26 protein-coding genes are annotated in these 25,923 nt (G+C 67.6%); 19 read left to right on the top strand and 7 right to left on the bottom strand.

The window, feature by feature from the left end; all coding sequences use genetic code 11:
* Positions 1 to 71: 71 nt before the first annotated feature.
* From BFF94_RS13615 to BFF94_RS13605, 3 genes are all read right to left on the bottom strand, one after another.
* Positions 72 to 776 (bottom strand): glutathione S-transferase N-terminal domain-containing protein, encoded by a 705-nt coding sequence (locus BFF94_RS13615; protein WP_128847579.1) that lies wholly within the window; start codon positions 774 to 776, stop codon positions 72 to 74.
* 293 nt (positions 777 to 1,069) lie between these two features.
* The gene (locus BFF94_RS13610) at positions 1,070 to 2,194 is read right to left on the bottom strand and encodes a porin (RefSeq protein ID WP_128847576.1); all 1,125 of its coding nucleotides are present in this window, start codon (positions 2,192 to 2,194) and stop codon (positions 1,070 to 1,072) included.
* Positions 2,195 to 2,454: 260 nt separating this feature from the next.
* The gene (locus BFF94_RS13605) at positions 2,455 to 5,148 is read right to left on the bottom strand and encodes a winged helix-turn-helix domain-containing protein (protein WP_219139439.1); all 2,694 of its coding nucleotides are present in this window, start codon (positions 5,146 to 5,148) and stop codon (positions 2,455 to 2,457) included.
* A 248-nt stretch (positions 5,149 to 5,396) separates the two neighbouring features.
* On the opposite strand from BFF94_RS13605, the gene BFF94_RS13600 reads away from it, so the two are divergent.
* From BFF94_RS13600 to BFF94_RS13550, 11 genes are all read left to right on the top strand, one after another.
* Positions 5,397 to 6,329 (top strand): universal stress protein, encoded by a 933-nt coding sequence (locus BFF94_RS13600; protein WP_219139438.1) that lies wholly within the window; start codon positions 5,397 to 5,399, stop codon positions 6,327 to 6,329.
* Positions 6,330 to 6,347: 18 nt separating this feature from the next.
* Positions 6,348 to 7,328 carry a quinone oxidoreductase family protein gene (locus BFF94_RS13595; protein ID WP_128842699.1) on the top strand — a complete coding sequence of 327 codons (981 nt, stop codon included), beginning with the start codon at positions 6,348 to 6,350 and terminating at the stop codon, positions 7,326 to 7,328.
* Between the two features lie 10 nt (positions 7,329 to 7,338).
* Positions 7,339 to 8,187: a TauD/TfdA dioxygenase family protein gene (locus tag BFF94_RS13590; RefSeq protein ID WP_128842698.1), complete on the top strand. Its 849-nt coding sequence runs from the start codon at positions 7,339 to 7,341 to the stop codon at positions 8,185 to 8,187.
* A 116-nt stretch (positions 8,188 to 8,303) separates the two neighbouring features.
* Positions 8,304 to 9,359 carry a beta-keto acid cleavage family enzyme gene (locus BFF94_RS13585; RefSeq protein ID WP_219139437.1) on the top strand — a complete coding sequence of 352 codons (1,056 nt, stop codon included), beginning with the start codon at positions 8,304 to 8,306 and terminating at the stop codon, positions 9,357 to 9,359.
* A gap of 163 nt (positions 9,360 to 9,522) precedes the next feature.
* Positions 9,523 to 10,851, top strand: coding sequence for an MFS transporter (locus BFF94_RS13580; protein ID WP_219139436.1), 1,329 nt, complete (start codon positions 9,523 to 9,525; stop codon positions 10,849 to 10,851).
* A 24-nt stretch (positions 10,852 to 10,875) separates the two neighbouring features.
* A complete protein-coding gene (locus tag BFF94_RS13575; protein WP_219139435.1) occupies positions 10,876 to 11,451 on the top strand; it encodes an RBBP9/YdeN family alpha/beta hydrolase in 576 nt (191 codons plus the stop codon).
* A 307-nt stretch (positions 11,452 to 11,758) separates the two neighbouring features.
* Complete coding sequence (locus BFF94_RS13570; RefSeq protein WP_128842697.1) at positions 11,759 to 12,925, top strand: ABC transporter substrate-binding protein; 1,167 nt, start codon at positions 11,759 to 11,761, stop codon at positions 12,923 to 12,925.
* A 49-nt stretch (positions 12,926 to 12,974) separates the two neighbouring features.
* Positions 12,975 to 14,054 carry an ABC transporter ATP-binding protein gene (locus BFF94_RS13565; protein WP_128842696.1) on the top strand — a complete coding sequence of 360 codons (1,080 nt, stop codon included), beginning with the start codon at positions 12,975 to 12,977 and terminating at the stop codon, positions 14,052 to 14,054.
* A gap of 37 nt (positions 14,055 to 14,091) precedes the next feature.
* Positions 14,092 to 14,955, top strand: a complete 864-nt coding sequence (locus BFF94_RS13560) for an ABC transporter permease (protein ID WP_128842695.1) — start codon at positions 14,092 to 14,094, stop codon at positions 14,953 to 14,955.
* Complete coding sequence (locus BFF94_RS13555) at positions 14,955 to 15,878, top strand: ABC transporter permease (protein ID WP_128842694.1); 924 nt, start codon at positions 14,955 to 14,957, stop codon at positions 15,876 to 15,878. The genes BFF94_RS13560 and BFF94_RS13555 overlap by 1 nt, the downstream gene beginning before the upstream one ends.
* 111 nt (positions 15,879 to 15,989) lie before the next feature.
* Positions 15,990 to 16,427, top strand: a complete 438-nt coding sequence (locus BFF94_RS13550) for a hypothetical protein (protein WP_128842693.1) — start codon at positions 15,990 to 15,992, stop codon at positions 16,425 to 16,427.
* 155 nt (positions 16,428 to 16,582) lie between these two features.
* Here BFF94_RS13550 and BFF94_RS13545 read toward each other — a convergent pair whose 3' ends face one another.
* Positions 16,583 to 16,876, bottom strand: coding sequence for a DUF4148 domain-containing protein (locus BFF94_RS13545; protein ID WP_128842692.1), 294 nt, complete (start codon positions 16,874 to 16,876; stop codon positions 16,583 to 16,585).
* 219 nt (positions 16,877 to 17,095) lie between these two features.
* On the opposite strand from BFF94_RS13545, the gene BFF94_RS13540 reads away from it, so the two are divergent.
* Positions 17,096 to 17,308 (top strand): hypothetical protein, encoded by a 213-nt coding sequence (locus BFF94_RS13540; protein ID WP_128842691.1) that lies wholly within the window; start codon positions 17,096 to 17,098, stop codon positions 17,306 to 17,308.
* A gap of 35 nt (positions 17,309 to 17,343) precedes the next feature.
* On the opposite strand, the gene BFF94_RS13535 is transcribed toward BFF94_RS13540, so the two are convergent.
* Positions 17,344 to 17,907 carry a hypothetical protein gene (locus BFF94_RS13535; RefSeq protein ID WP_128842690.1) on the bottom strand — a complete coding sequence of 188 codons (564 nt, stop codon included), beginning with the start codon at positions 17,905 to 17,907 and terminating at the stop codon, positions 17,344 to 17,346.
* On the opposite strand from BFF94_RS13535, the gene BFF94_RS13530 reads away from it, so the two are divergent.
* The 5 genes from BFF94_RS13530 (at position 17,906) to BFF94_RS13510 (ending at position 22,521) form a co-directional block, all read left to right on the top strand.
* Positions 17,906 to 19,096 (top strand): CaiB/BaiF CoA transferase family protein, encoded by a 1,191-nt coding sequence (locus BFF94_RS13530; protein ID WP_128842689.1) that lies wholly within the window; start codon positions 17,906 to 17,908, stop codon positions 19,094 to 19,096. The genes BFF94_RS13535 and BFF94_RS13530 overlap by 2 nt on opposite strands.
* Positions 19,097 to 19,124: 28 nt before the next feature.
* Positions 19,125 to 20,081, top strand: coding sequence for a hydroxymethylglutaryl-CoA lyase (locus BFF94_RS13525; RefSeq protein WP_128842701.1), 957 nt, complete (start codon positions 19,125 to 19,127; stop codon positions 20,079 to 20,081).
* A 22-nt stretch (positions 20,082 to 20,103) separates the two neighbouring features.
* Positions 20,104 to 20,487: a VOC family protein gene (locus tag BFF94_RS13520; protein ID WP_128842688.1), complete on the top strand. Its 384-nt coding sequence runs from the start codon at positions 20,104 to 20,106 to the stop codon at positions 20,485 to 20,487.
* Between the two features lie 224 nt (positions 20,488 to 20,711).
* Complete coding sequence (locus tag BFF94_RS13515; protein ID WP_128842687.1) at positions 20,712 to 21,539, top strand: alpha/beta hydrolase; 828 nt, start codon at positions 20,712 to 20,714, stop codon at positions 21,537 to 21,539.
* An 88-nt stretch (positions 21,540 to 21,627) separates the two neighbouring features.
* Positions 21,628 to 22,521: a LysR family transcriptional regulator gene (locus BFF94_RS13510; protein ID WP_128842686.1), complete on the top strand. Its 894-nt coding sequence runs from the start codon at positions 21,628 to 21,630 to the stop codon at positions 22,519 to 22,521.
* Between the two features lie 145 nt (positions 22,522 to 22,666).
* Here the strand turns inward: BFF94_RS13510 and BFF94_RS13505 are convergent, their stop codons facing one another.
* A complete protein-coding gene (locus BFF94_RS13505) occupies positions 22,667 to 22,960 on the bottom strand; it encodes a YciI family protein (protein ID WP_128842685.1) in 294 nt (97 codons plus the stop codon).
* 289 nt (positions 22,961 to 23,249) lie between these two features.
* Positions 23,250 to 24,143, bottom strand: coding sequence for a LysR family transcriptional regulator (locus tag BFF94_RS13500; RefSeq protein ID WP_128842684.1), 894 nt, complete (start codon positions 24,141 to 24,143; stop codon positions 23,250 to 23,252).
* 100 nt (positions 24,144 to 24,243) lie between these two features.
* Between BFF94_RS13500 and BFF94_RS13495 the strand changes: the two genes are divergently transcribed.
* Both BFF94_RS13495 and BFF94_RS13490 read left to right on the top strand, forming a co-directional pair.
* Positions 24,244 to 24,681 (top strand): GlcG/HbpS family heme-binding protein, encoded by a 438-nt coding sequence (locus BFF94_RS13495; RefSeq protein ID WP_128842683.1) that lies wholly within the window; start codon positions 24,244 to 24,246, stop codon positions 24,679 to 24,681.
* 100 nt (positions 24,682 to 24,781) lie between these two features.
* Complete coding sequence (locus BFF94_RS13490) at positions 24,782 to 25,549, top strand: NADPH-dependent F420 reductase (RefSeq protein WP_128842682.1); 768 nt, start codon at positions 24,782 to 24,784, stop codon at positions 25,547 to 25,549.
* The last annotated feature ends 374 nt before the right edge of the window (positions 25,550 to 25,923 follow it).

Below are 25,923 nucleotides of genomic sequence, written 5' to 3'. Positions count from 1 at the left end.
ACTGTCGTTGCGCAACGCGCAACCGCGGGCCGCACGCGCGTGCCCGCACTGCCGCTCAGTCGCTCAGTCGCTCAGTCGCGCGCCGGGATATTGAGCCCGCGCGCGACGGCCGGCCGCGCAACGAACGCGTCGAGCACCCGCTTGACGTTCCGGAATTCGCTGAACCCGACCAGGTCGCCCGCTTCGTAGAAGCCGACGAGATTTCGCACCCACGGGAAGATCGCGATGTCGGCGATCGTGTAGCTATCGCCCATCACCCACTGGCGGTTCGCGAGATGCGCGTCGAGCACGCCGAGCAGGCGCTTCGATTCGTCGACGTAGCGGTCGCGCGGGCGCTTGTCCTCGTAGTCGCGGCCGGCGAACTTGTGGAAGAAGCCGACCTGGCCGAACATCGGCCCGATGCCGCCCATCTGGAACATCACCCACTGGATCGTCTCGTAGCGGCCCGCGAGATCCTTCGGGATCAACTGGCCCGTCTTGTCGGCGAGATAGATCAGGATCGCGCCCGATTCGAACAGCGGCAGCGGCTTGCCGTCGGGGCCGTTCGGATCGATGATCGCCGGGATCTTGTTGTTCGGGTTCAGCGACAGGAACGCGGGCGAGAGCTGGTCATTCGTGTCGAAGCGCACGAGGTGCGGCTCGTACGGCAGGCCGGTTTCCTCGAGCATGATCGACACCTTGACGCCGTTCGGCGTCGGCAGCGAGTAGAGCTGGAGACGGTCGGGATGCTGGGCCGGCCACTTTTGCGTGATCGGGAAGGCGGACAGATCGGGCATGAAGGTTCGCTCGTCGAAGTGGATGATCCGCGCCCCGCCCGTGCCGCCGGGTGACGCATCCGGCCCGCATGTGCGGCAGTGGAGGCGATCCCGTCGGCGGGCACGGCGGCGCGCGCCGAAAAACGCCCACTGTAGCCGATCCGCGCATTCGCTGCAGACGGCGGGCCGGGTCGGCCCACACACACCGGAAACCGCGCGATCGCGACGGCACACGTTGCCGCGCAACGCCCGCCACCGCACGCCGCGAGGGCCCCGTTCGTTGCCGGCCGCCCATCCACGGCCGCGTCCATCGATCAGAAGTTGTGCCGCAGCCCGACCATTGCGGCCGTCGTGCCGACGCCCGGCGCGACCGGCTGCCCGTACACGAGCATCTGGTCCATCGTGCCGCGGTTGTTCACGCGGCCGACCTGCGCATAGACCATCGTCCGCTTCGACAGGCTGTAGTCGGCCGCGAGCACGACCGCCGTCGACCGGTTCTCCGAACGGTTGCGGTCTTTCAGGTAGTACACGGCGGAGGTGACCTGCAGCGCGGGCGTGAAACGATAGCCGACGCCGGCCGACAGCATGTCGAGGTTCACCTTGTCCGCATGCGAGGGATTCCTGCCGTTGCCGTACGACGCCGACACCGAGAAATCGCGGATCGTGTATTTCGCGCCGACGTAGACGAAGCGGTTGTTGTCGACACCGGTCGGCGCGACGCCCGGCGCCGGACTCGTGTCGTGCCCGTTGTAGTAGACGGCCGATGCGTTCAGCCCGTAGTTCGCATACCTGAGCACGACGGATTCGCGCGTGCCGCCCTGAAACTGCCCGGCCACGCCGCCCGGCGCGTATTCGAGCGCGATCGACGCGCCCGCGAACGTCGGCGACTGGTAGACCAGCGCATTGCTGTCGTACAGCGCGCCGATCGCTGCGTTGGTGCTCGTCCCCGACCAGCCGGCCGCCGTGTTCAGGCCGAGCCACGCGATCAGCACGCTGCCGAAGAACTGCGCGTTGCGCACGTCGGTGTCGGCCATCGCGTAGATCATCGGCACGATCTGGCGACCGGCCGTGAACGTGCCGAACGGGCCCGACACGCCGAGCGACGCGATCTGGTTGAAGATCGCGATTGCGCCCGGCGTATCGCTCAGCTGCAGCTTGCCAGTGCCGCTGTCGAACGAACCCTGCAGCTTGAAGTTGACCTTGTAGCCGCCGCCGATATCCTCGCTGCCCTTGATCCCCCAGAAGCTCGAATAGATGCCGCCGTCCTTCATGCGGAACACCTTGCCGGTGTTCGGCGCGGTCGGGCTGAACGACGCGGCCGACGTGCTCTGGTACAGCAGGCCCGTGTCGACCACGCCGTAGAGCGTGACGGAGGATTGCGCATGCGCGAGCGCCGAACAGCCGGCAAACGCCGCGAGCGCGGCCAGTTTCGTCTTCATCGAAGTCTCCAGGATCGTAATGGACCGGACGGGATCGAGCCCGCCCGGGTGAAGCGGGGAAGCATCGAGGCAGGCGGGAAGGCGCGACATGCGACGCCGATGCGAGCCGTGCGGAAAGACTACGCAACGGCGGCCGGCCGCTCCCCCCCATGCACGGGGGGCAGGGTTGCGGAGAATCGAAGGGGAAAGGCGACGATGCGGCGACGGGCGGCCGCCTCAGGTCGACATCAAGGCAACATCAACGCAATCTCAACGCAGCATCAAGGCGCGCTTTCGAGCAGGCCGAGCACCAGCGCACGGCGCACCGCATGCTTGCGCGAGCTGGCGTCGAGCTTGCCGAACAGGTTCTTCAGGTGCCACTTCACGGTTTCCTCGCCGACGGCGAGCGCGACCGCGATCTCCTTGTTCGACAGGTTGCGCGCGAGCAGTTCGAGAATCGCGCGCTCCTTCGGCGTCAGCACGACGCTCGGCACCGCGCGCGGGCTGGCCACGCCGCGCGGCGCGGGCGGCACGATGCGCGGCTGCGGCAGCGCGTGCCGCGCGGGGCCGTCGCCGGCGGCCGCCTCGTCGCCGACGCGGCGCGCCCAGTCGGCGACGGCCGGATGCGCGTCGGCGAGCGTGCGCGTCAGCCCGAACATGTCCGCGAGGTTCATCGCCTCGTCGAGCAGCGCGCGGCCGCCGCGCCCCGACTGTTCGAGCGCGAATGCGCTGAGCGCCATGATCTCGATGCGCTCGCGCCCCATGCTCATTTCGCGGGCCAGCACGGCCGCTTCGTCGAGCGCCGCGCACGCGTCGTCCCAGCGGCGCGCGGCGAGCGCCGCGCCCGCATGCGCGGTCGCCTGCAGCAGCACGACAGGGCGCCGCCACAGCGGCCCGTGCACCGGAAATTCGGCCGCGGCGATCGCATCGATCCGCTCGACGAGCGCATGGCAGGTCGCCTCGCGATAGCGCGCTGCGTGAATCCGCACCTGCTCGGCGAGACTCGCGACCGACAGGCGCGGCAGCCGGCGCGCGACGCCCATCGCGTCGAGCGCCTCGAGCAGGTCGATCGCGCGATGCTCGACGCCGCGCAGCAGCGCGATCCGTGCGGCGGTGCGATAGCCGAGCAGCACGGTGTCGGGCGTACCCGCGTGTTCGAGCACGTCGAGCCGGTTCGCGAGCAACGCGGCGGCCTGGTCGACGCGGTCGGCCTCGTACGCGAGCGCCGCGCACATCGCCGCGAGCATGCAGGTCAGCGGATGGCGGCGCCCGAGATCGGCGTCCGCGCGTGCCAGCGCCGGCGACAGCGCGTCCTCCGCGAGCCGGACCTGGCCTTCGCACAGGTAGCTCAGGCCCGTGATCAGCTCGCCCCAGCGCGCGACGTAGCCGAACCCGGCCGCCGTCTCGCCACGCGGCGCGGCCTGCTGGAAGCGGCGCGCCTGCGCCGGTTCGCCGATGATGATCGCGCGCGCCGACAGCCGGTTCGCGTGCATTTGCGCGAGCCACGTCGCCGCCGGCGGCGTGAAGTCGGCCCACGGTTCGAACAGCTCGACGAAGCGGTCGATTTCATCGGCGTAATACGCGGCCGCGCTGAGGATCAGCGCGCATTCGTAGCGCATCGCGGCCGGCGTGCCGGGGTCGGCCAGGATGCCCGCGATCTGTCGCTGCGCCTCGACATGGCGCTCGCCGAGCGCCAGCGCCCATGCGACCGCGATCCGCAGCGTCGGCCGCTTGTCGAGCTCCGCGTCGGGCAACAGCGCGAGCCAGTCGAGCACGTCGTTGATGCGGCCCTGCTTGATCGCATCCTCCAGGCAGCGCTGCGCGAGCGCGTACGCGGCTTCGAACTGGCCGGCCGCATACGCGTGGCGCGCGGCTTCCTCCGTCATCCCGTGCGCGTCGAGCCACGCGGCCGCGCGCGCATGCAGCGCACTGCGCTCGGCGTCGGGGCCCGCCGCCAGGCGGTCGCGCAGCGTGTCGCGCACGAGCGGATGCAGCCGGCACCAGTCCGAATCGTCCGATGCAATGAACAGCGGCGTGTCGCGCGCGAGCCGCGCGAGGCGGTCGGGTGCGTGCGCATCGTCGAGCAGCGCGGCGCACAGCGACGGATGCAGGCGATCGGCGACGCTCGTGCGTGTCAGGAACGCGGTGTCGTCGGCCGACAGGTTCGCGAGCAGCAGCTCGACGAGCCGGTCGCGCGTGCCGTCCACGCGTGCGGCAAGCGCATCGACCGCCTGGCGCGGATCGGCCGAGCGCGCCATCGCGGCCATCGCGAGCTGCAGCCCGAGCGGCCAGCCGTCGACGCGTTCGAACAGCCGCGCGCATGCATCGGCGTCGACGCGCTGCGCGAAGCGCGCGCCAACCAGCGCGATCGTCTCGTCGAGCGTGAAGCGCAGCCAGTCGGGGCCCGCGAGCGTGCATTGGCCGCCCGCGAGCAGGTCGCCGGCCGCGTGATCGAGCCCGCGCCGCCCCGCGACGACGACATGCAGGTTTTGCGGCGCGTTGTGCAGCACGTAGATCAGCGCATCGAGGCCGGCGGGCGGCAGCCGCTCCGCGTCGTCGACGATCAGCAGCGCGTCGATCGACAGTTGCGCGACCTCGGCCAGCCACGCGGTCAGGCCGTCCAGCGCGCGCGCCGCGCCGCCCGGGATCAGGCGCCCGAAGCCGGGCCGCGCGCAGCCGGTGCGCACCGCCTGCACGAGCCCTAGCAGCAGCCGCGGCGCGTCGTCGCGCTCGTCGGCCGACAGCCACACGACCGCGCGGCCGAGCGCGAGGGTTTCGCGGCGCCATTGCGCGAGCAGCGACGTCTTGCCGTAACCGGCCGGCGCCTGCACGAGCGTGACCGGCCGGCCGTCGAAGGCCGGCGCGGCGAGGCTCAGCCGCGCGCGGGCGAGCAACTGCGCCGGCACGCGCGGCGCGGTCGTCTTCAGGACCAGTTCGGTGGGGGGCGCGTCGGCGCGATCGGGTGGGTAAGCCATCGGGGCAGCAGTCGGAGTCCGGCGGGGCCGTGCGGGCCAGCGTCCGGGGTGGGGCTGGGCGTGGGGGGAAGGATCGGCCGAACCGCGTTCGCGCGTCAATCCCCCCCGCGACGAGTGGGGCCGCGCCGGCACCGCGCCGATAGCATGGGTTCCGATGCATGACGAACACCTTGAGGAGAGCACCATGAAGATCGTATCGACCGGCGCGCGGCGCAGCGCGCCAACCGCCGGATAAGCGGAGCGGCGCGATGTACCGCCATCTGCTCGTGACGGTCGACGGCACGCCCGGCGGCATCGACGCGATCGGCCATGCGCTCGAACTGGCGCGCGCGGTCGGCGCCCGGGTCACGTTCGTGCTGCCCGGCGCCGCGCCCGACTCGCGTTTGTCCGGAGCGCGGCTGCCGGAACACGTTGCAAAAGTGGAAGCCGCCGCGCGGGCGCAGGGGCTGTCCCATGCGATCGCGGGGGCCGGCCATCCGGGGGCCGGCCACCCGGCGGCCGGCGACGCATCGCCCGCCGCGATCGCCGGCGAGCTCGGCTGCGACCTGATCGGCGTCGCGGCGCTGCCGCACGATGCCGATGCGGCGGCCTGCGCGCAGCGGCGGCACCTGCTCGCGACGAGCGGCGTGCCGGTGCTCGTGTGTACGGCGCAGCGAACGCCTGCCGAGGCGCGCGTGATCGCGCGTTGCCTCGATGCGCATCGCATGGTCGGCGTGCTGCTGCAAACGCTGATGGCCTGCGGCGAAGCCGCGAACGGGCCGCGGCGGCCAGCGGTCGATGCGCATGGCGCGCTGGCGTCGCTCGCCGCGCTGCAAAACGCACGTTTCGGCGCGGCCGCCGAAGCGCGGCTCTTCGCGGTGTTGCGTGCCCGTGCGGAGTGCGTCGCGGCCGAGCTGGACGAACTCGACCGCCAGCGGCAGCGCGACGCGCAAGCGCTCGACGCGCTCGCCCGGGTCGCCGAAGGCGGGCTGCCGTCGGCCGCGTTCGATATAGCGCTCGCCCGCTATGCACACGGCGCGTTCGAGCAGATGGGGCGGATGGAAGGCGTGATTTTCCCGGCCGCGCGGCGCTACCTGGGCGACGCGGACTGGGCCGAACTGGACAAGCCCGCGGCGGGCAGCGCAGCCGCGCCGCCGCCGGGCACGAACGAACCCGACGATGCGCAACGCGCATCGGACTGAAACCATACGGAGAACACGATGGCACATGCAGTGCGATTCCACGAAACCGGCGGCCCCGACGTGCTGCGCTGGGAAGAAGTCGACGTCGGCGATCCGGGCCCCGGCCGGGTACGCCTGCGGCACGAGGCGGTCGGCCTGAATTTCGCCGACACGTATTTCCGCAGCGGCCTGTATCCGGTTCCGCTGCCGGCCGGTATCGGCGTCGAGGCGGCCGGCGTGGTCGAGGCCGTCGGCCCCGGCGTGACGAACGTCGCCGTGGGCGACCGCGTGACCTACACGGGCTTCCTGAACACGCTCGGCGCGTACAGCACCGAACGGCTGATCGCGGCCGCGCCGCTCGTGCGACTGCCGGCCGGCATCTCGTGCGAAACGGCTGCTGCCATGACGATGCGCGGCCTGACCTCGGCCTACCTGCTGCGCCGCATCCACGCGTTCGCGCCGGGCGACACGCTGCTGCTGCACGCGGCCGCTGGCGGCGTCGGGCTGATCGTGTCGCAATGGGCGAAGCTGCTCGGGCTCACGGTGATCGGCACCGTATCCAGCGAGCACAAGGCCGGGATCGCCCGCGCGCACGGCTGCGACCATACGATCGACTACAGCCGCGAGGATGTCGCGAAGCGCGTGCGCGAACTGACGGACGGCGCGGGCGTCGACGTCGTGTTCGACAGCGTCGGCAAGGACACCTTCGAAGGCTCGCTCGATTCGTTGAAGCGGCGCGGGCTGATGGTGTGCGTCGGCACCGCGTCGGGCCCGATCCCGCCGTTCGATCCGCAGCGCCTCGCGATGAAGGGCTCGCTGTACCTGACGCGCCCGGCGCTGGCCGACTACATCGCCGATCCCGCCGAAAAGAACGACCTGGCCGGCGAACTGTTCGCGCACGTCGCGGCCGGCCGCATCCGAATCGAAATCAACCAGCGCTACGCGCTGTCGGACGCCGCGCAGGCGCACCGCGATCTCGAATCGCGCAAGACGACCGGTTCGTCGGTGTTCATCGTCTGAGGAGACGCGCATGCGAGTCGAACCCCTGACCTGCGCGATCGGCGCGGAACTGCTGGACGTGAGCCTCGCCGACGCCGTGCACGACGACGGCCTGTTCGCCGCGATTCGCGCGCAACTGCTCCGGCATCGCGTGCTGTTCCTGCGCGACCAGGACATCACGCGCGCCGAGCACGTCGCGTTCGCGCGGCGCTTCGGCGAACTCGAGGATCATCCGGTCGCCGGCAGCGATCCCGAGCACCCGGGGCTCGTGCGGATCTACAAGTCGCCCGACCAGCCGAACGACCGCTACGAGAATGCGTGGCACAGCGATGCGAGCTGGCGCGTGGCGCCGCCGTTCGGCTGCGTGCTGCGCTGCATCGACGGTCCGCCGGTTGGCGGCGACACGATGTGGGCGAACATGGTGCTCGCGTACGAACGCCTGCCGGAGCATGTGAAGCAGCAGATCGAGGACTTGCGCGCGCGCCACAGCATCGAGGCGAGCTTCGGCGCGGCGATGCCGATCGACAAGCGCCTCGCGCTGAAGGCGCAGTATCCGGACGCCGAGCATCCGGTCGTGCGCACGCATCCCGAAACCGGCGAGAAAGTGCTGTACGTGAACGCGTTCGCGACGCATTTCACGAACTTCCACACACCGGAGCGCGTGCGCTTCGGGCAGGACGCGAACCCCGGCGCCGGCCAGTTGCTGCAGTACCTGGTCAGCCAGGCCATGATCCCCGAATACCAGGTGCGCTGGCGCTGGAAGAAGAACAGCGTCGCGATCTGGGACAACCGCAGCACCCAGCATTACGCGGTGATGGACTACCCGCCGTGCGTGCGCCGGATGGAGCGCGCGGGCATCGTCGGCGACGTGCCGTTCTGAGCACGAGCGCACCGTAACCGATCCGCAACCGATACCACGCGCCGGGCTCGCCGCCCGGCGTGGCGGGATACGCACGCCCGTACGCCCGAACACAACGATTTCCACTGGAGGACGACATGCAATTTCTCGACGATTCGCTGCACCCGGAAAACCAGGACAAGGTAGTCATCACGGTCGCACCGTACGGCCCCGAATGGATGCCCGCCGATTTTCCGGAAGACATTCCGGTGACGATGGACGAGCACGTGCAGAAGGCCGTCGACTGCTACAACGCGGGCGCGACGGTGCTGCACATGCATGTGCGCGAACTCGACGGCAAGGGCAGCAAGCGGCTGTCGAAGTTCAACGAACTGCTCGGCCGGCTGCGCGAGGCCGTGCCGGACATGATCCTGCAGGTTGGCGGCTCGATCTCGTTCGCGCCGGAAGGCGAGGGCGCCGACGCGAAATGGCTGTCCGACGACACGCGCCACATGCTCGCCGAGCTGACGCCGAAGCCCGACCAGGTGACGGTCGCGATCAACACCGTGCAGATGAACATCACCGAGCTGATGAACCGCAACGACATCGCCGGCACGTCGCTGAACGAACCCGCGCTGTGGGATGCGTACCGCGAGATGACGGTGCCGGCCGGCCCCGGCTGGGTCGACGAGCACCTGCGCCGCCTGCAGGCGGCCGGCATCCAGCCGCATTTCCAGCTCACCGGCATGCACGCGCTCGAAACGCTCGAACGGATCATCCGCCGCGGCGTCTATCGCGGGCCGCTGAACGTCACGTGGGTCGGCATCGGCGGCGGTTTCGACGGCCCGAATCCGGCGAACTTCATGGAATTCGTGCGGCGCTGCCCGGACGGCGCGTGCATTACGTTCGAAACGCTGATGAAGAACGTGCTGCCGATCAACACGATCGCGATGGCGCTGGGCCTGCATCCGCGCTGCGGGATCGAGGACACGATCATCGACCAGAAGGGCAACCGGATGACCTCGGTGCAGCAGGTCGAGCAGTGCGTGCGGATTGCGCGCGAACTCGGCCGCGACATCGCGACCGGCAAGGAGGCGAAGGCGATCTACAGGATCGGCGTGCAGTACGACGGCGTCGACGAGACGCTCGCGCAACTCGGGATGGCGCCGAACCGCCGGCCGGGCCAGGTGAACGTGCCGCTGCGGGCCGCCTGACGCACCGCGCATCCGGGCAGGCGGCCCGCGCTGCCGCCGCCCGCCGATCGTTGTGGCGTGGCACCCATCCCTGCGCGCGGCGCAGGGACGGACTCCGATCGACGGAGCGGGGCCACGCAAGCCGCGCCGGGGCACGACCGCCCCGGCGCCGGAGGAGACACGCATGCTGATCCATCATGTCGAGCCGTCGATGCAGGACGTCGCCGCCGCCGGCCGGCGCACGCCCGCCTATGCGTGGCTCGTGTTCGGGCTGACCGTCGGCCTGCTGCTGTCGGACTACATGTCGCGGCAGGTGCTCAACGCCGTGTTTCCGCTGCTCAAGCACGCGTGGCGGCTGTCGGACACGCAGCTCGGTTCGCTTTCCGGCGTCGTCGCGCTGCTGGTCGGGCTGCTGACGTTTCCGCTGTCGGTGCTCGCCGACCGCTTCGGGCGCGTGCGCAGCATCGTGCTGATGGCTGCGTTGTGGAGCGTCGCGACGCTCGGCTGCGCGCTGTCCACCAATTACGCCGAGATGCTCGTCGCGCGCGGCCTCGTCGGGCTCGGCGAAGCCGCGTACGGCAGCGTCGGCGTCGCGCTGATCCTCAGCATCTTTCCGGCCCGCCTGCGCGCGACGCTGACCGGCGCGTTCATGGCCGGCGGCGCCTTCGGTTCCGTGTTCGGGATGGCGCTCGGCGGGCTGGTCGGCGCGCATCTCGGCTGGCGCTGGTCGTTCGGCGTGATGGCCGCGCTCGGCATCGTGCTGCTGGTTGCGTATCGCTGCGTGGTGACCGAACGGCGGCTCACGGCTTGTCGCGTCGAACCGTGCCGGCGCGATGCCGATGCGCCGCGCGACCTGCGCGGAAGCGTGCGCGCGCTGATGTCGGGGCTGTTCGCGTCGCGCTCGGTGATCTGCGCGTATTTCGGCAGCGGCCTGCACCTGTTCGTGCCGGGCGCGCTGTTCGCGTGGCTGCCGAGCTACCTGAATCGCTACTACGCGATGGCGCCCGACCGCGCGGCCGTGCTCGCGGCCGGCTTCGTGCTGCTCGCGGGCATCGGGATGGTCGGCTGCGGGATCGTCACCGACCGGGTCGGCAAGGCCGACGGCAAGCGCAAATGGCTGACCGCGATCGCGTACTGCGTGCTGACGGGCGTCTGCCTCGCGGTCGCGTTCCGGCTGCCGCCCGGGCCGCTGCAGCTCGCGCTGATCTGCGCGGGCATGCTGGTCGGCGCGGGCGCGTCCGGCGCGTCGGGCGCGATGGTCGCGAACCTGACGCCGGCCGCGATCCACGCGTCCGCATTCGCGACGCTCACGCTCGCGAACAACCTGCTCGGCATGGCGCCGGGCCCGCTGCTGACGGGGTGGGTCGCCGATCGCGCCGGGCTCGTCGGCGCACTGCAATGGATTCCCGTCGTACCGCTGATGGCCGCCGTGCTGTTCGCGATCGGACGCGCGAGCTACACGGCCGATCTCGCGCGCGTCGAACGAGAACGACGCGCGGCTCAATTTTCCTGATTCCTGAACCCTCCCGGAGGCTGCATGACCCTGGCGACCACGCCCACCATCCTGATCGTGCCCGGCTTGCGCGATCACGTCGAAGACCACTGGCAGACGCACCTCGAACGACGGCTGCCGAACGCGCGCTCCGTCGCGCCGCTCGAAGCCGACAAACTGAGCCGCACCGCGCGCGTCGCGGCGCTCGATGCGGCACTGGCCGCGATCGACGGCCCGGTCATCCTCGTCGCGCACAGCGCGGGCGTGATGATCGTCGTGCACTGGGCGCGGCAGGCCACGCGTGCGATCCACGGCGCGCTGCTCGCGGCGCCGGCCGATCTCGATACGCCGATGCCGGCCGGCTATCCGGCGCCCGATGCGATCGACGCGCATGGCTGGACGCCCGTGCCGACGCAGCGGCTGCCGTTCCCGAGCCTCGTCGCCGCGAGCCGCAACGATCCGCTCGCGCGCTTCGAACGCATCGAGGCGATGGCGGCCGGGTGGGGCAGCCGGCTCGTCGATCTCGGCGAGGTCGGGCACCTGAATCCGGCGTCGGGGTATGGCGAGTGGCATGACGCCGAACGGCTGATCGGGGAGGTGGCCGCGCTCGGCGCGTCCTGAGTATCCCTCCGCCACGCGCCGGGCCAACCGGGTTCCGGCGCGAACACCCGTCACCGTCGGGCCGGCGCGTGGCCCCGAACGGGTTCCGTTTCGCCACCCGACGAGATACGACGTCCTAACACGCCATCCAGTCGATGCCGCGACGCTCCACAAAAATCGGTCAACACGCAAATCGTCAACTAACGGAAGGTTTTTGTCAGGGAAAGTCCCGCCCCGCGCGTCATGGTTTTTTGTTGACCGACATCGTATAACGCCGTCATGATTTCCTGAAAAGAAAGGTCCCATCCACCGACCGAAGTGAGGAGACATGAACACCACCACGATCGCTCGCCGTGTCCGCCGGATCGCACTCGCACTGGGCTTCACGCTGTCGGCCGCCGCGGCGGTTGCAGCCCCCGTGTCGCTGAACATCGTCGACGTCGCGGGCAACCTGCAGCTCACGCAGAAGGCCATCGAGGCATTCCGGGACAAGAACCCGAACCTGGTCTCGAACGTCACGTTCACGAATGCGCCCGCGCCGCAGTTGCCGGGCAAGATCAAGGCGATGCAGGCGGCCGGGCGCTCCGACATCGACCTCGTGCTGACGGGCACCGACGCGCTGGCCGCCGGCATCGAACAGAATCTGTGGATGAAACTCCTGCCCGACGACTCGGCCGCGTTCCCCGGCGTGCTCGACAAATACGCGCCCGGCCCGCGCAAGATGCAGGATCTCGCGCAGGGCTTCGGCCTCGAAGTCACCTACATGCCGGCCGGCCCGCTGCTCGAATACAACCCGGCGAAGGTCAGCGACCCGCCGAAGACGCCGGACCAGTTGCTCGCGTGGTGCAAGGCGCACCCGAACAAGCTGATCTATGCGCGCCCGGCGAACTCGGGCCCCGGCCGCACGTTCCTGATGGGGCTGCCGTACGTGCTCGGCGACAAGAATCCGCAGGATCCGATCAACGGCTGGGACAAGACCTGGGCGTTCCTCAAGGCGTTGAACGACTGCGTCCCGTACTACCCGGGCGGCACGTCGGCGGTGATGAAGGAACTCGGCGAAGGCACGCGCGACATGACCGTCACCGTCACCGGCTGGGACCTCAACCCGCGCGCGCTCGGCATCGTGCCGGCGGAGTTCAGGGTCCAGGCGTTCGACAACATGACGTGGGTCAACGACGCGCACTACATGGTGATCCCGAAGGGCGTGCCGAAGGAAAAGCTCGACGTGCTGTTCAAGCTGATGAACTTCCTGCTTGAACCGGCCCAGCAGTCGATGACCTACGACGACGGCTACTTCTATCCGGGCCCGGCGGTGAAGGGCGTGACGCTCGAGATGGCGCCCGCGCACAGCCAGGAGGTGATCCGCAAGTTCGGCCGCCCAGAGTACGCGAAACTGCTCGCCGATCGCCCGCACGTGCAACCGCTCAGCGCGCAGGCGATGGTCGCCGCGTTCCAGAAGTGGGATCGCGAGATCGGTTCGCAGAAGTCGAAGTGACGCATGCACCGGCGGGCGCCGCAGCGCCCGCGTCGATGGAGTTCGCGCGATGAAGCACAGTTTCGAACGGTTGCGGCTCGACGGCGTGTGCCGCAGCTTCACCAATGCGGAGGGCGCGCAGGTCGCCGCGCTGAACGGGCTCGACCTCGAGATCCGGCGCGGCGAGTTCATCGCGCTGCTCGGCCCGTCGGGCTGCGGCAAGTCGACCGCGCTGAACTGCATCGCGGGGCTGCAGCCGCTCACGAGCGGCGGCATCTGGCTCGACGACACGCGCATCGACGTGCTGCCGCCCGAGCGCCGCGGCTTCGGGATGGTGTTCCAGAACTACGCGCTGTTTCCGCACATGTCCGTGCTCGACAACGTCGGCTTCGGCCTCAAGATGCGCGGCATGCCGAAGCAGGAAACACGGCGGCGCGCGCAGCAGGCGCTCGAACTCGTACAGCTCGTCGGCCACGAGCGCAAGCTGCCGGGGCAGCTGTCGGGCGGCCAGCAGCAGCGCGTCGCGATCGCGCGCGCGATCGTCATCGAGCCGCCGCTCGTGCTGATGGACGAGCCGCTGTCGAACCTCGACACGAAGCTGCGCATCGAGATGCGCGCCGAGATCCGCCGCATCCACACGCAGCTCGAACGCGCGACGATCTACGTGACGCACGACCAGGACGAGGCGCTGTCGATGGCCGACCGCATCGTCGTGATGAAGGAGGGTGTCGTGCAGCAGGTCGCGACGCCGAAGGGCGTCTATACGCGCCCGCACAACCTGCATGTCGCGCGCTTCATGGGCTATCGCAACGTGCTGCCGTTCACGCTCGAAGGGATGGCCGGCGATTACGTGAACGTCGCGGCCGGCGGCGTGCGGCTCGCGGGCGTGCCGATGGCCGGCTTCGACGCGAAGGATGTCGTGGTCGCGCTGCGTCCCGACGACATCGAGCGCGCGGACGATGCCGGCGACAACACGTTCGACGCGACGGTCGACACGGTCGAGTACGGCGGCCGCGATTCGCTGATCCGCGCGATGACGCCGTTCGGCCCGATCTGGGCGCGCGTGGCCGGCGAATTCACGGAAGGCGAGCGGCTGCGGCTGCGCGTCGCGCCGTCGCGCACGCTCGTCTATGCAGGAGAGCCGAAATGAGCGGCCCGGGCGCAGTGCCGTCACGCCGGGAAGCCGCATGAGCACGCTCGCGGCACCGCGCGACGCGAAGGCCTGGCTCGTCACGCCCGCGCTCGCGTTCATCGCCGCGCTGTTCATCTATCCGTTCGCGTACGGTCTCGTGCTGTCGTTCCAGCCGATGAACGGCGGCGGCGCGCTCGCGAACTACGCGCTGTTCTTCACCGACACCGCGATGTGGCCGACCGTGCTCGTCACGCTGAAGCTCGCGGTGCCGGCGACGCTGATCAACGTCGGCGTCGCGGTGCCCGTCGCGTTCGCGCTGCGCCGCAATTCGCCGTACCAGAAGTTCGTCACGACGCTGCTCGTGATTCCCGTCACGCTCGGCACGGTGCTCGTCGCCGACGGGATGCTCACGTACTTCGGGCCGAACGGCTGGTTCCCGCAGGCGCTGCAGGGCCTGCACCTGTACACGGACGAAGTGCGCCTCACGCACAACTACTGGGGCGTGCTGCTGTCGCTGATCGTGTCGGGCTTTCCGTTCGCGTTCCTGCTGATGCTGTCGTACATCAGCGGCATCGACCCGACGCTCGCGCGCGCGGCGGCGACGCTCGGCGCGAACCCGTGGCAGCAGTTCCGGCAGATTTACCTGCCGCTGCTCGTGCCGGGGCTCACGATGGCCGCCTGCCTGTCGTTCGTGCAGGCGTTCTCGGTGTTCCCGTCGGCCGTGCTGCTCGGCGCGCCGGCCGGGCCGACGCGCGTGATCTCGATCGCGGCGGCCGAGGCCGCGTTCGAGAGCTACGACTACTCGCTCGCGTCGGCGATCGCGATCGTGATGGGTTTCGTGCAGTTGCTGGTGGTCGCCTCGATGCTCGGCGCGCGCCGCTTCTTCTATACGGGCGCGGTGACGGGAGGCAAGGGCTGATGGCGACCGACAATCGTGCCGCTCGAGCGTGGCCGCCGAAGCACGGCGCGCCCGATGCGCGGCCCGTCGACGCGAGGAAACCGCAGAAGATGAGAAACAGCCTCGCCGGCCGCGCATGGAAGGCACTCGTGTGGGGGCTGATGGCGTTCTTCCTGCTGAACGTGATGCTGCTGATCGCGACCGTCGCGGTGAACTCGATCGCGACGCGCTGGTTCGGCACGCCGCTGCCGCAGGGCTTCACGCTGCACTGGTATGCGAAGGCGTGGCAGGACTTCCAGCTCGCGAGCGTGCTGTGGGTGACCGTCGAGGTCGTCGGCGCGGTCGTGCTGCTGTCGATCGCGCTTGGCGTGCCGGCCGCCTACGCGCTTGCGCGCGTGCAGTTTCGCGGCAAGCGCTTCGCGCTGCTGGTGTTCCTGCTGCCGCTGATGGTGCCGCCCGTGACCTACGGGATTCCGATGGCGACCGTGATGTACAAGGTCGGGCTCGCCGGCACGCTGCCGGGCGTGATCCTCGCGAACCTCGTGCCGGCGCTGCCGTTCGTGATCCTCGTGATGACGCCGTTCATCGAGCAGATCGATCCGAATCTCGAAGCCGCCGCGCGCATCTTCGGCGCGAACACGTGGCGCTATTTCCGCTACGTGCTGCTGCCGCTGCTGGTGCCCGGCATGCTCGCGGCGGGGCTGCTCGTGCTGGTGCGCACGATCGGGATGTTCGAGCTGACGTTCTTCACCGCGGGCCCGAGCACGCAGACGCTCGTCGTCGCGCTGTATTACGCGGTGTTCTCGACCGGCGTGCGTGCGCCGCAGTCGATCGACGCGATGGCGATGATCTACATGGCCATCACGCTCGTGTGGGTCGTGATCGCGCTGCAGTTCGTGAGCCCGACGCAACTCGTCAGCCGCGTGAAGCAGGAACGGCAGTAGGCGCGGTCGCGCGGTGCCCCCGCGCATCCGTGCAATTGGTTACAAATGGATACCGCGAACGCTGCGCGGACGTTGCAGACTACGCGGCATTGACCCGATCGACGGATACCCATGAAGTTTCAAACGCTGCTGACACTCGGCTGTGCATCGACGCTGCTGGCCGCCTGCAACCTGCTCCACGACGGTCCCGGATCGAACGACGTCGACGCCGCCGTGCGCCGCGCGCTCGAAGCGGAAAACCACGGCGGCCTGAACGCGCTGTTCGGCCAGCCGCTGCCCGTCTCGGCCGATGTCGTGTCGGCGAAGCCCGACGGCGACTGCAAGAAGCTCGGCGATCGCACGTACTCGTGCGACGTCGTGGTCACGTGGCGCAATGCCGATTACACGCCGTCGCGCGCGAACCTGACCTTCGTGAAGGCTGCCGACGGCTCGTGGCAGACGTCAGGCGTCGACGCGGCGATCGCGACGGGCACCGCGAAATCGCTGATCGACCGGATCGGCAAGGCGTGGCCCGGCAATGCGGCGAGCGGCGCGTCGGCGCCGCAGTGAAGCACACGGGCGGCGGCCTGGTCGATTCCCTCCCGTGATGCGCGGCTGGTCGCTCCTGCGGGCCGCGCCGTTCCTTCTACTCTGCTGATGGCACGCCATCGACCGATTTCCCGCGAAAGCCTCGCCGCATGCACCTAGGCGGGTGCAGCGGCAGGTCAGCGCCCGCGGCTGACCTGGCCGGACACGGTTGCCGGCAGCGCCGGACGGCCGGACGTGCTCGACGCACCGGCTTCCGCGCCGATACCCGACGATTGCGCGACGCGCGCTTCGGCCGCCTGGATATCGTCCGGGTACTGGCCTTTCAGCGGCTTGTAGCCGGCCTGTTCGAGCTGCCGCAACTGCGCGACGACTTCGGCGCGCGTGACGGGGCCATTGACCGTCTGCGCAAACGACACGGCGGGCGCCGCGATCGCGGCGGCGAGGACGAGCAGGGAAAGGGCGGTTTTCATCTTCAGTATCTCCGAAAAGGACAGGGCGGCCGGCACGGCACGGACACCGCAACCGGTCGATCCATCTTGTTCGATCGGCGCTTAAGCGCGGATTAACGGAGAAAAAGGGCGCGAGCATCGGATCCGCGCGCGATTGAATGCATCCTCGGTATGCGGGCCGGATTATAGGGAAAACCCTTATTTCGAGATATAATCACGGCCTAAGAGATAGGTCGAACCATGCCTGAACATTTCCAAACCCTTGAAAAATTTGTGTTTTCCCTCGTCGTGATGTCCGCGGTCGTGTGCTCGGCATTCCTCGCGTACGAGCGTCACCCCGAGATCAAGATCGCGCTGCACGAAGGCGAAGCGCTGATGCGCGAGAGCGCCAAGTATTCGGTCATCTGCTCGCCGTCCAAGGTCGATCCTTGCGTCGAGATGTCCGCTTACTGACATTCGCGTCGAGATCGGCGCGCCGCGCGGTGCGCTCAATCGAAACGGACCAGTTTCAGACTCGCCCTACAGCGTTGGCGATCCGAATTCCTTAAAGTAGAACCCATCAGGAATTCGAAACCGGCCGCAAGATAGGGCGGATGCACGAACCCGTAACGTGCCGAGTCGCTGGCGTAAGCAGCCCCCGAATTCAGCCGGCCCCGCTTCGAGCAATCGAGCGGGGCCGTTCTGTTGGCGCGGTTGAAACGCTCTCCCGCAGCGCCATGCGTCGCGTGCGTCACACCACATGCCGCGGCGTACCGCCGACTCTTCGCGGGAGAGGCAACAGAAAACATGGCGGGTCTCGCTGACAGGCGCCCGGTGGCGCGGAACGGGTTCGATTCTGCCGGCGGCGCGTGCGCCGTCGTTTGACCGTTGCGCGAGCGCGCTTTCCCGTATGGAAAGGCTGACGCCCGCCGCACGAAAGCGGAGGCGGCGCTCATGCCAACGCGCACCTTTCCGTTTCGGAAAGGCGGGTTGAGCATCGATCGATTTTCGCCGTGCGCGAACGCCGTCATGATCGCCGTCATCGACAACACGATTTCATCGGAGACAGTCATGACACGACCGCTGGACGGCATCCGTGTGCTGGAACTCGGCCAACTGATCGCCGGGCCGTTCGCGGGCCGGATGCTCGCCGAATTCGGCGCGGACGTGATCAAGGTCGAGCCGCCCGGCGTCGGCGACCCGCTGCGCAAATGGCGGCTGCTGCACGACGGCACGTCGGTCTGGTGGGCCGCGCAGTCGCGCAACAAGACCTCGCTCACGCTCGACCTGCGCACGCCCGAAGGGCAGGACGTCGTGCGTCGCCTCGTCGCCGAGACCGACGTGCTGATCGAGAACTTCCGGCCCGGCACGCTCGAAGGCTGGGGGCTCGGCTGGGCCGCGCTGTCCGCGATCAACCCGGGGCTCGTGATGCTGCGCGTGTCGGGCTTCGGGCAGACGGGCCCGTATCGCGACCGTCCCGGCTTCGGCGTGATCGCCGAAGCGATGGGCGGCCTGCGTCACCTGACCGGCGAGCCCGGCCGCACGCCGGTGCGCGTCGGCATCTCGCTCGGCGATTCGCTGTCGGCGCTGCACGGCGTGATCGGCGTGCTGCTCGCGCTGCGGCATCGCGAACAGCAGGGCGGCAAGGGGCAGGTCGTCGACGTCGCGCTGTACGAATCGGTGTTCAACCTGATGGAAAGCCTGCTGCCCGAGTACGCGGCGTTCGGCGCGGTGCGCGAGGCGGCCGGCAGCAGCCTGCCCGGGATCGCGCCGACCAACGCATACCGCTGCCGCGACGGCAAATACGCGCTGATCGCCGGCAACGGCGACAGCATCTTCCGGCGCCTGATGGAGCTGATCGGCCGGCCCGATCTCGGCAACGATCCCGCGCTCACGCGCAACGACGGGCGTGTCGCGCAGGTCGAACGCATCGACGCGGCGATCGGCGAATGGAGCGCGTGCCACGATCTCGACGACGTGTTGGCCGCGCTGAACGACGCGCGCATCCCGTCCGGGCGCATCTACGACGTGGCCGACATCGCGGCCGATCCGCATTACCGCGCGCGCGACATGATCGTCGACGCCGCGCTGCCCGACGGCACGCCCGTGCTCGTGCCGGGCATCGTGCCGAAACTCGACGCAACGCCCGGGCGTATCGAGCGTCCGGCGCCCGCGCTGGGCGCGGATACCGATGCGGTACTCGAATCGCTCGGCATCGATGCCGCGACGCGCGGCGACTGGCGCACGCGCGGCGTGATCTGAACCGGAAACAGGAGAACGCGACATGGGCATGCAACGCAAACGGCTCTATATCCACGAAGTGGCGACGCGCGACGGCTTCCAGAACGAAGCGGCGTTCGTCGACACCGACGACAAGATCGCGCTCGTCGACGCGCTGAGCGCATGCGGCTACGCGAAGATCGAGGTCACGTCGTTCACGTCGCCGAAGGCGATTCCCGCACTGCGCGACGCGGAGGCCGTGATGCACGGCATCGCGCGCGCGCCGGGCGTCGTCTATACGGTGCTCGTGCCGAACGTGCGCGGCGCCGAGCGTGCGCTGTCGTGCGGCGTCGACGAGGTGAACCTCGTGATGTCGACGAGCGAGAGCCACAACCGCGCGAACCTGCGGATGACGCGCGAGCAGTCGTTCGCGCAGTTGCGCGACGTGATCGATGCGGTGCGCGGCACGGGTATCGCGATCAACGTGTCGCTGTCGACCGCGATGGGCTGCCCGATGGAAGGCGACGTAGCGGCCGAGGGCGTGCTCGCGTGGATGCAGCGCTTCGCGGATCTCGGCGTGCATGGCTTCACGCTGTGCGATACGACGGGCATGGCGTTTCCGTCGCAGGTGCACGATTTGGCCGGGCGCGCACGCGAGCGCTTCGGCGCGCTGCAGCTCACGCTGCACTTCCACAACACGCGCGGGATGGCGCTCGCAAACACGCTTGCGGCACTCGACGCCGGCATCGACCGCTTCGACGCGTCGCTCGGCGGGCTCGGCGGCTGCCCGTATGCGCCGGGCGCGACCGGCAACGCATGCACCGAGGAACTCGTGCACATGCTCGAACTCGACGGCTACGATACGGGCATCGATCTCGCGGCCGTGCTGGCCGCGTCGGCCCGGCTGCCCGCGCTGATCGGGCATGACGTGCCGAGCCAGATCCTGAAGGCCGGGCGCCGCTCGGACCTACATCTGCCGCCGCGCACCGACGTCGGCGACATGCCCGCGCAACGCGCTTTCTCATGAACAGGAAACAGGAGCGAATTTCATGGCGCTGATCGACCACCTCGACCATCTCGTGCTGACCTGCGTCGATCCGGACCGGACCAAGCATTTCTACACCGAGGTGCTGCAGATGCAGCTCGAAACCTTCGGCGCCGGCCGGCTCGCATTCCGTTTCGGCAACCAGAAGATCAACCTGCACGTGCGCGGCGCGGAGTTCGAACCGAAAGCGCATGTGCCGGTGCCCGGCGCGCTCGACCTGTGCTTCATCGCGTCGGTGCCGCTCGACGACGTGATCGCACACCTGAAGCATGTCGAATGGCCGATCGTCGAAGGGCCCGTCGAACGCACGGGCGCGACGCAGAAGATCCGGTCGGTCTACGTGCGCGATCCCGACCTGAACCTGATCGAGATTTCCGAGTTGATCTGACCGGCGGCGCTCGATCGCCCAAGCGAGCACCGGCATGCTGCGCACGCGGCGTCGCGGCCATTCGCCGAAAGCGGACAGGCGGGCGCCGCGCCCGCCGATTCCGGATAGCCGCGCGTGGCCGCGCTGCGGATAATGGCGCAACGGCGTCGGCCCGGTCGCCGCCTTCGCAGCGGACACGGCAAACGTGCCCCGCGCATCCGCAACCCGACCCTGGTGCTTCCCGAATGACGATCCTCTATCGCGGCATGGACCGCGCGGCGCTCGACGCCGCGTACCTGAACACGAAGGTTGTTGCCGATTTCCCGGCATTGCTCGCGTCATGCCAGGCGCGCAGCGCGGCGCTGTACGAAGCGACGCCCGGGCGCCGCGACCTGCGTTACGGCGCGCAACCCGCGCAGCGCTTCGACTGGCTGTCGTGCGGGCAGCCCGACGCACCGCTGTTCGTGTTCATTCACGGCGGCTACTGGCAACACTGCACGAAGGAGGATTTCGCGTATGCGGCGAGCGGGCCGCTCGCGCGCGGCTTCGACGTCATCCTTGCCGAATACACGCTCGCGCCGGTCGCGACGATGACCGACATCGTCGGCGAGATCGGCGCGCTGCTCGACCATCTCGCAGCCGACCCCGACGGCCTCGGCACCGCGCACCGGCCGATCCACCTGAGCGGCCATTCGGCGGGCGGGCACCTGACGGCGATGCATCGCGCGCATCCGGCCGTCGTCGCGGCGCTCGCGATCAGCCCGCTCGTCGATCTCGAACCGATCTCGCTGTGCTGCCTGAACGACAAGCTTCAGCTCACCGCGCGCGAGGTCGACGCGTACAGCCCGCTGCACCGCATCGGCCCCGGCGCGCCGACCGTCGTTGCGGTCGGCGATGCAGAGCTGCCCGAACTCGTCCGGCAAGCGCACGACTACGCGACGGCGTGCGAAGCGGCCGGCGAACGGATCGTCCACGTGGGGCTGCCCGACATGCAGCATTTCGCGGTGCTCGACGATCTCGCCCGGCCGGACGGCGCGATGCTCGCGACGTTGCAAGCGATCGCGCCGCGCTAGCCGGGCCGTACCGGCCCTGCGCGTGCGCGCGTATGATCGGCATCAGGCCGCAACGGCCGCGCCGCACGGCCTTCCCAGGACCCACGACATGGTGAACCCGCTTCATTTCGATCTGCAGTCGCTGCGCGTGTTCGCGCTCGTCGCCGAGCACGGCAGCCTGACGAAGGCGGCCGAACACGGCCAGCTCACGCTGTCCGCGGTCAGCAAGCGTATCGCCGAACTCGAAAGCGTGACCGGCAGCGCGCTGTTCGTCCGGCATGCGCGCGGCGTCGAGCTGACGCCTGCGGGCCGCGCGCTGCTCGATCATGCGGCGAAGGTGATCGAGCAGGTCAACCGGATGGCGCACGAGATGAGCGACTACGTCGCCGGCGTACGCGGCCATATCCATGTGTGGACCAATACGTCCGCGATCGTCCAGTTCCTGCCCGCCGATCTCGCTGCGTTCCTCACCGGCAACCCCGGCATCAAGGTGAGTCTCGAGGAGCGGCTGAGCCACGAGATCGTCGACGCGCTCGCGTCGGGCAAGGCCGATCTCGGCGTATTCGCCGACAACGTGCCGGCGCCCGGCATCGAACGGCGGCTGTACCGGCGCGACGAGCTCGTGCTGCTCGTGCCACGCACGCACCGGTTCGCCGCGCGCGAGCGCATCCGCTTCGCGGATACGCTCGACGAGGATTACGTCGGCCTCAGCGACGGCAGTTCGCTGCTCGCGCGCATGACCGACGCCGCGTTCGCGGCCGAGCGCTCGCTGAAGCTGCGGATCCAGGTATCGAATTTCGACGGCGTGAGCCGGATGATCGAGGCCGGGCTCGGCATCGGCGTGCTGCCGCGCGAAGCGGTGACCGGCGAGCGGGCGGCTCGGCTCGGTGTCGTGACGCTCGACGATGCGTGGGCGACGCGCACGCTGTGGGTCGGCGTGAAGGCCGGCACCGTGCTGACCACCGACGTCGCGAAGCTGTTCGATTTCATGTCGGCGCGGTGAGGCGGGGCTGCAAACGGTCAAAATCGCTCAGTGCGGATCCCGGGGAGCTCGATCATTTGTCTGCGTGCGGCCAGGAGCGGTCGGTCGACACGGGAAAGTGGATTGTCGACAATCGACGAGCGAACGCGTGGATACGCTTCCCTGTCTATAGACTTTCAATCAGAGATTCGAGCTTCGGACCGGCAAACCGTACGCCAAATTCAAGGACTTCGTACTCGGCGACGTTCATCCGGACATACGGATCAGCATTGAGAACGGCGTCAAGCGCGGCGCGCTCTATCGCATCGGCGAGAATAAATCCTCCGACACGGGGACGCTGCTGCCCGGAGAGCAGGAAATGACCTGCGGCATAATTTTCATTGAGCCATGCAACGTGCGCCTCGGCATGTGCATCAACTACCACCACGGGTGCTTTGTAACGAAGAATTATTGCGTACACTTAAATTATTCCTCCTTTAAAGGTCGGGCTGCGAAGAAATATAGTTAGGGGCCGCCTTGCCTCGTTGGGGCCCCGACGCTCTCCGAAGTTCGTGAGCGAACAGAACGGAGTACTTCATTCGGCTCTGAGCCGCAAAGCATCCAGCGGAGACATATCAAGACGCCCGCAACTTACGCCGGTTCTCGGGCTTCGGCTAGTCGTTTTTTTTGAATGAGCTTATAACACTGGCTTATCAATTAGCCAGAGCCAAAGGAGCTACAAGACACTATTGCTGTGGCTTGACGTTGATTCAATCCCGGTACCGCAGGGTATCGACAAGGAGGGCAAAAGCCGCCGAGTGATGTCGGCGGCTCGGATAGTACAGGTGGTACCCCGAGTACGCCGGACACCAATCGTCCAGCACACGGACCAGCCTCCCCTCAGAAACATGCTCGTCAACTTGGTCTTCCGGCAGGTAGACCAATCCCAACCCGTCGAGCGCACTCTTTAGCCGGAGAGCAATATTGTTGAATACCAGTTGCCCTTCGGTAGAAATTTTTACTTTTCGCCCATCCTTTTCAAACTCCCATGGACGAATCGACCACATGGTCGGCAGTCTCAAGTTGATACAGCTATGATCCGACAGGTCTTCCGGAGTCTTGGGAGGCGGGCGTTTGGCAAAGTACGAAGGAGACCCGGCAACCGCCATGCGCCAGTCCGCACCAATTCGTACGGCAATCATGTCCTTCGCAATGTTCTGCCCGAGGCGAACGCCAGCGTCGTAGCCTTCATCGACGATGTCGATCAGACGATAGTCGACAACCACCTCGACATTAATCTCCGGGTAGCTGGGCAGAAGTCTGGCCAACGCCGGTTGAAGAATGGTGATAGCGGGATGCTCCCCCGCAGAGATTCGGATCGTACCTGCGGGTCGCTCCCGCATTGCATTCAATGAATCCAACGCGGTTTCAATTTCGTTAAAGCGCGGCTCTATCGTCCGCAGTAATAGTTCCCCCGCTTCGGTTAACGAAACACTTCGGGTTGTACGCGTCAACAGGCGTACCCCGAGTCGCCGTTCAATGTCTCGAATAGTCTGGCTGAGCGCGGGCTGGGAGACTCCCATCTGAGCGGCCGCTCTAGTGAAACTTCGCTGCTTCGCCACAGCAACAAAAGCAATCAGACCCTCGACGTTTTGGCGCAGCATAAATAACCCATGCTTATAAGTTCGATTCCATTCTAACCTCTAATCACCGCCCTTGCTTGCGGCTACGATGGCAGCCACTCATCCCATTTACGGACCTGCCATGTTACAGACACCTTCTCTCTATGTACCGACCGCTGCTGTTTCGCGATCCGCGGCAGACGCATTGATCCAGGCGGCGATCAAGTCCGCTTCGGACCTCGGCATCGACATTTCCGTCGCTATCGTCGACGCCGGCGGCGCAACCAAGGCTTTCAGCCGCACTGACGGAGCTGCGTTCCTGACCGTCGATGCAGCCGTCAATAAAGCGTGGAGTGCAGCTTCCTTTGGGTATCCGACTCATACGTGGAATGAATATATGTCGGACCCGAAGTTGGCTCCTCTGTCCAACCTACCTAGGATGTTGCCGGTCGGCGGCGGCTATCCGCTGTTTGCTGAAGGCAGATTGGTTGGTGGAATCGGAATCTCCGGGGGTAGCTACGCCCAGGACCAGGACATCGCGGCAGCAGCCCTGCTAGCGGTGGGATTTTCGCTACGCTGAAGATTGGCTTTCGATCGGTGTCATACACCGGCGCCAGTAGGCGCTGTGCACCGATTTTCAGGTTACTTCGGGTGATCGAGCCCCGAAATAGGAGTGTTAGATGAACAATACAGTTGGAATTATCGGCAGTGGGATGATTGGGAGCCAGGTTGCACGTCTCGCGGTCGCCGCTGGCCTCAATGTGACGATTTGCAATTCCCGTGGCCCAGAAACCCTTGCGGATATTGTCGCGGAACTGGGGCCGGGCGTCCGCGCTGCCTCCCTGCCGGAAGTGGCCGAGTCGACCGATCTCCTCGTGCTGGCCGTGCCCTTTGCAGTCTATGCGAAGCTGCCTGCGGATCTACTGGCCGGCAAGATTCTCGTCGATACCTTGAACTACTACCCCGAACGCGACGGTGTGATGCAGGAAGTCAAGACCGACACAATTTCCACGAGTGAGCTCGTACAAGCCCATCTGTCACGTTCCTATGTCGTTCGCGCAATCAACAATATGGATTTCATCCGATTGCTAAGCAGGGCTCGTCCTGCGGGTTCCGAAGACCGCAGCGCACTTCCTGTTGCCAGCGATCATGCAAATGCAAAGGCAGCGGTGATCGAATTCCTTGACAGGATTGGTTACGACGTCGTCGATATGGGGCCACTTTCCGAAAGCTGGCGCAGTGAACCGACCATGCCCGTTTATGTCAACCCGTACTGGGGGATAAAAACCCAGTACGAGTCTGGGCCAAACGACGTCAGCTCTTTCATGAGCGCACCTGGTCGAGCCGTGGGCAAGAATGAGGTTACCGAACTGCTGGGGAAGGCAGTACGCCACGAAAAGATGTTCGGTTTGCTCGGAAACTTCGACGTGACCAGCACGCGAAAATGAGCGCTTCGAGAAAAACGAAATCGAGTCGTTGCTTTCGCATGGCATCAGTGATAACTGGGCAGTGATCTCCGCCCACTCTATAACCCGGTGAAGGAGCTTTGGATTCCCCGAACATCGGTTGATCAGCTTGACGTCAGCGGTCCCGCTTGGCGGGATTACCGGCTTCGGAAAGTTGGAAGGCCGGCTTATGACGCCCCGAGGCGACCGCCGGCCTCGCTTGTACGGTACTGTTCGGCCGGGAGCGGCTGCACGAGACGTTGATAGATCTGGCAGGGTTATTCGATTGAAACCTCCGGGCCTGGAGTCTAGCGTGAACGAACTGAAAGGAGCATTCCATGAAAGAGGTCATCGTCGTTGTCGGCGTGTAGTGGCTA

The sequence above is a fragment of the Burkholderia catarinensis genome, assembly GCF_001883705.2.
Classification (GTDB): domain Bacteria; phylum Pseudomonadota; class Gammaproteobacteria; order Burkholderiales; family Burkholderiaceae; genus Burkholderia; species Burkholderia catarinensis.
This window is presented reverse-complemented; position numbering and strand designations above follow the sequence as displayed.

Coding starts and splice junctions, on each gene's coding strand:
- BFF94_RS13615 (WP_128847579.1), bottom strand. CDS start 776: ATGCCCGATCTGTCCGCCTTCCCGATCACGCAAAAGTGGCCGGCCCAG.
- BFF94_RS13610 (WP_128847576.1), bottom strand. CDS start 2,194: ATGAAGACGAAACTGGCCGCGCTCGCGGCGTTTGCCGGCTGTTCGGCG.
- BFF94_RS13605 (WP_219139439.1), bottom strand. CDS start 5,148: ATGGCTTACCCACCCGATCGCGCCGACGCGCCCCCCACCGAACTGGTC.
- BFF94_RS13600 (WP_219139438.1), top strand. CDS start 5,397: ATGTACCGCCATCTGCTCGTGACGGTCGACGGCACGCCCGGCGGCATC.
- BFF94_RS13595 (WP_128842699.1), top strand. CDS start 6,348: ATGGCACATGCAGTGCGATTCCACGAAACCGGCGGCCCCGACGTGCTG.
- BFF94_RS13590 (WP_128842698.1), top strand. CDS start 7,339: ATGCGAGTCGAACCCCTGACCTGCGCGATCGGCGCGGAACTGCTGGAC.
- BFF94_RS13585 (WP_219139437.1), top strand. CDS start 8,304: ATGCAATTTCTCGACGATTCGCTGCACCCGGAAAACCAGGACAAGGTA.
- BFF94_RS13580 (WP_219139436.1), top strand. CDS start 9,523: ATGCTGATCCATCATGTCGAGCCGTCGATGCAGGACGTCGCCGCCGCC.
- BFF94_RS13575 (WP_219139435.1), top strand. CDS start 10,876: ATGACCCTGGCGACCACGCCCACCATCCTGATCGTGCCCGGCTTGCGC.
- BFF94_RS13570 (WP_128842697.1), top strand. CDS start 11,759: ATGAACACCACCACGATCGCTCGCCGTGTCCGCCGGATCGCACTCGCA.
- BFF94_RS13565 (WP_128842696.1), top strand. CDS start 12,975: ATGAAGCACAGTTTCGAACGGTTGCGGCTCGACGGCGTGTGCCGCAGC.
- BFF94_RS13560 (WP_128842695.1), top strand. CDS start 14,092: ATGAGCACGCTCGCGGCACCGCGCGACGCGAAGGCCTGGCTCGTCACG.
- BFF94_RS13555 (WP_128842694.1), top strand. CDS start 14,955: ATGGCGACCGACAATCGTGCCGCTCGAGCGTGGCCGCCGAAGCACGGC.
- BFF94_RS13550 (WP_128842693.1), top strand. CDS start 15,990: ATGAAGTTTCAAACGCTGCTGACACTCGGCTGTGCATCGACGCTGCTG.
- BFF94_RS13545 (WP_128842692.1), bottom strand. CDS start 16,876: ATGAAAACCGCCCTTTCCCTGCTCGTCCTCGCCGCCGCGATCGCGGCG.
- BFF94_RS13540 (WP_128842691.1), top strand. CDS start 17,096: ATGCCTGAACATTTCCAAACCCTTGAAAAATTTGTGTTTTCCCTCGTC.
- BFF94_RS13530 (WP_128842689.1), top strand. CDS start 17,906: ATGACACGACCGCTGGACGGCATCCGTGTGCTGGAACTCGGCCAACTG.
- BFF94_RS13535 (WP_128842690.1), bottom strand. CDS start 17,907: ATGACTGTCTCCGATGAAATCGTGTTGTCGATGACGGCGATCATGACG.
- BFF94_RS13525 (WP_128842701.1), top strand. CDS start 19,125: ATGCAACGCAAACGGCTCTATATCCACGAAGTGGCGACGCGCGACGGC.
- BFF94_RS13520 (WP_128842688.1), top strand. CDS start 20,104: ATGGCGCTGATCGACCACCTCGACCATCTCGTGCTGACCTGCGTCGAT.
- BFF94_RS13515 (WP_128842687.1), top strand. CDS start 20,712: ATGACGATCCTCTATCGCGGCATGGACCGCGCGGCGCTCGACGCCGCG.
- BFF94_RS13510 (WP_128842686.1), top strand. CDS start 21,628: ATGGTGAACCCGCTTCATTTCGATCTGCAGTCGCTGCGCGTGTTCGCG.
- BFF94_RS13500 (WP_128842684.1), bottom strand. CDS start 24,143: ATGCTGCGCCAAAACGTCGAGGGTCTGATTGCTTTTGTTGCTGTGGCG.
- BFF94_RS13495 (WP_128842683.1), top strand. CDS start 24,244: ATGTTACAGACACCTTCTCTCTATGTACCGACCGCTGCTGTTTCGCGA.
- BFF94_RS13490 (WP_128842682.1), top strand. CDS start 24,782: ATGAACAATACAGTTGGAATTATCGGCAGTGGGATGATTGGGAGCCAG.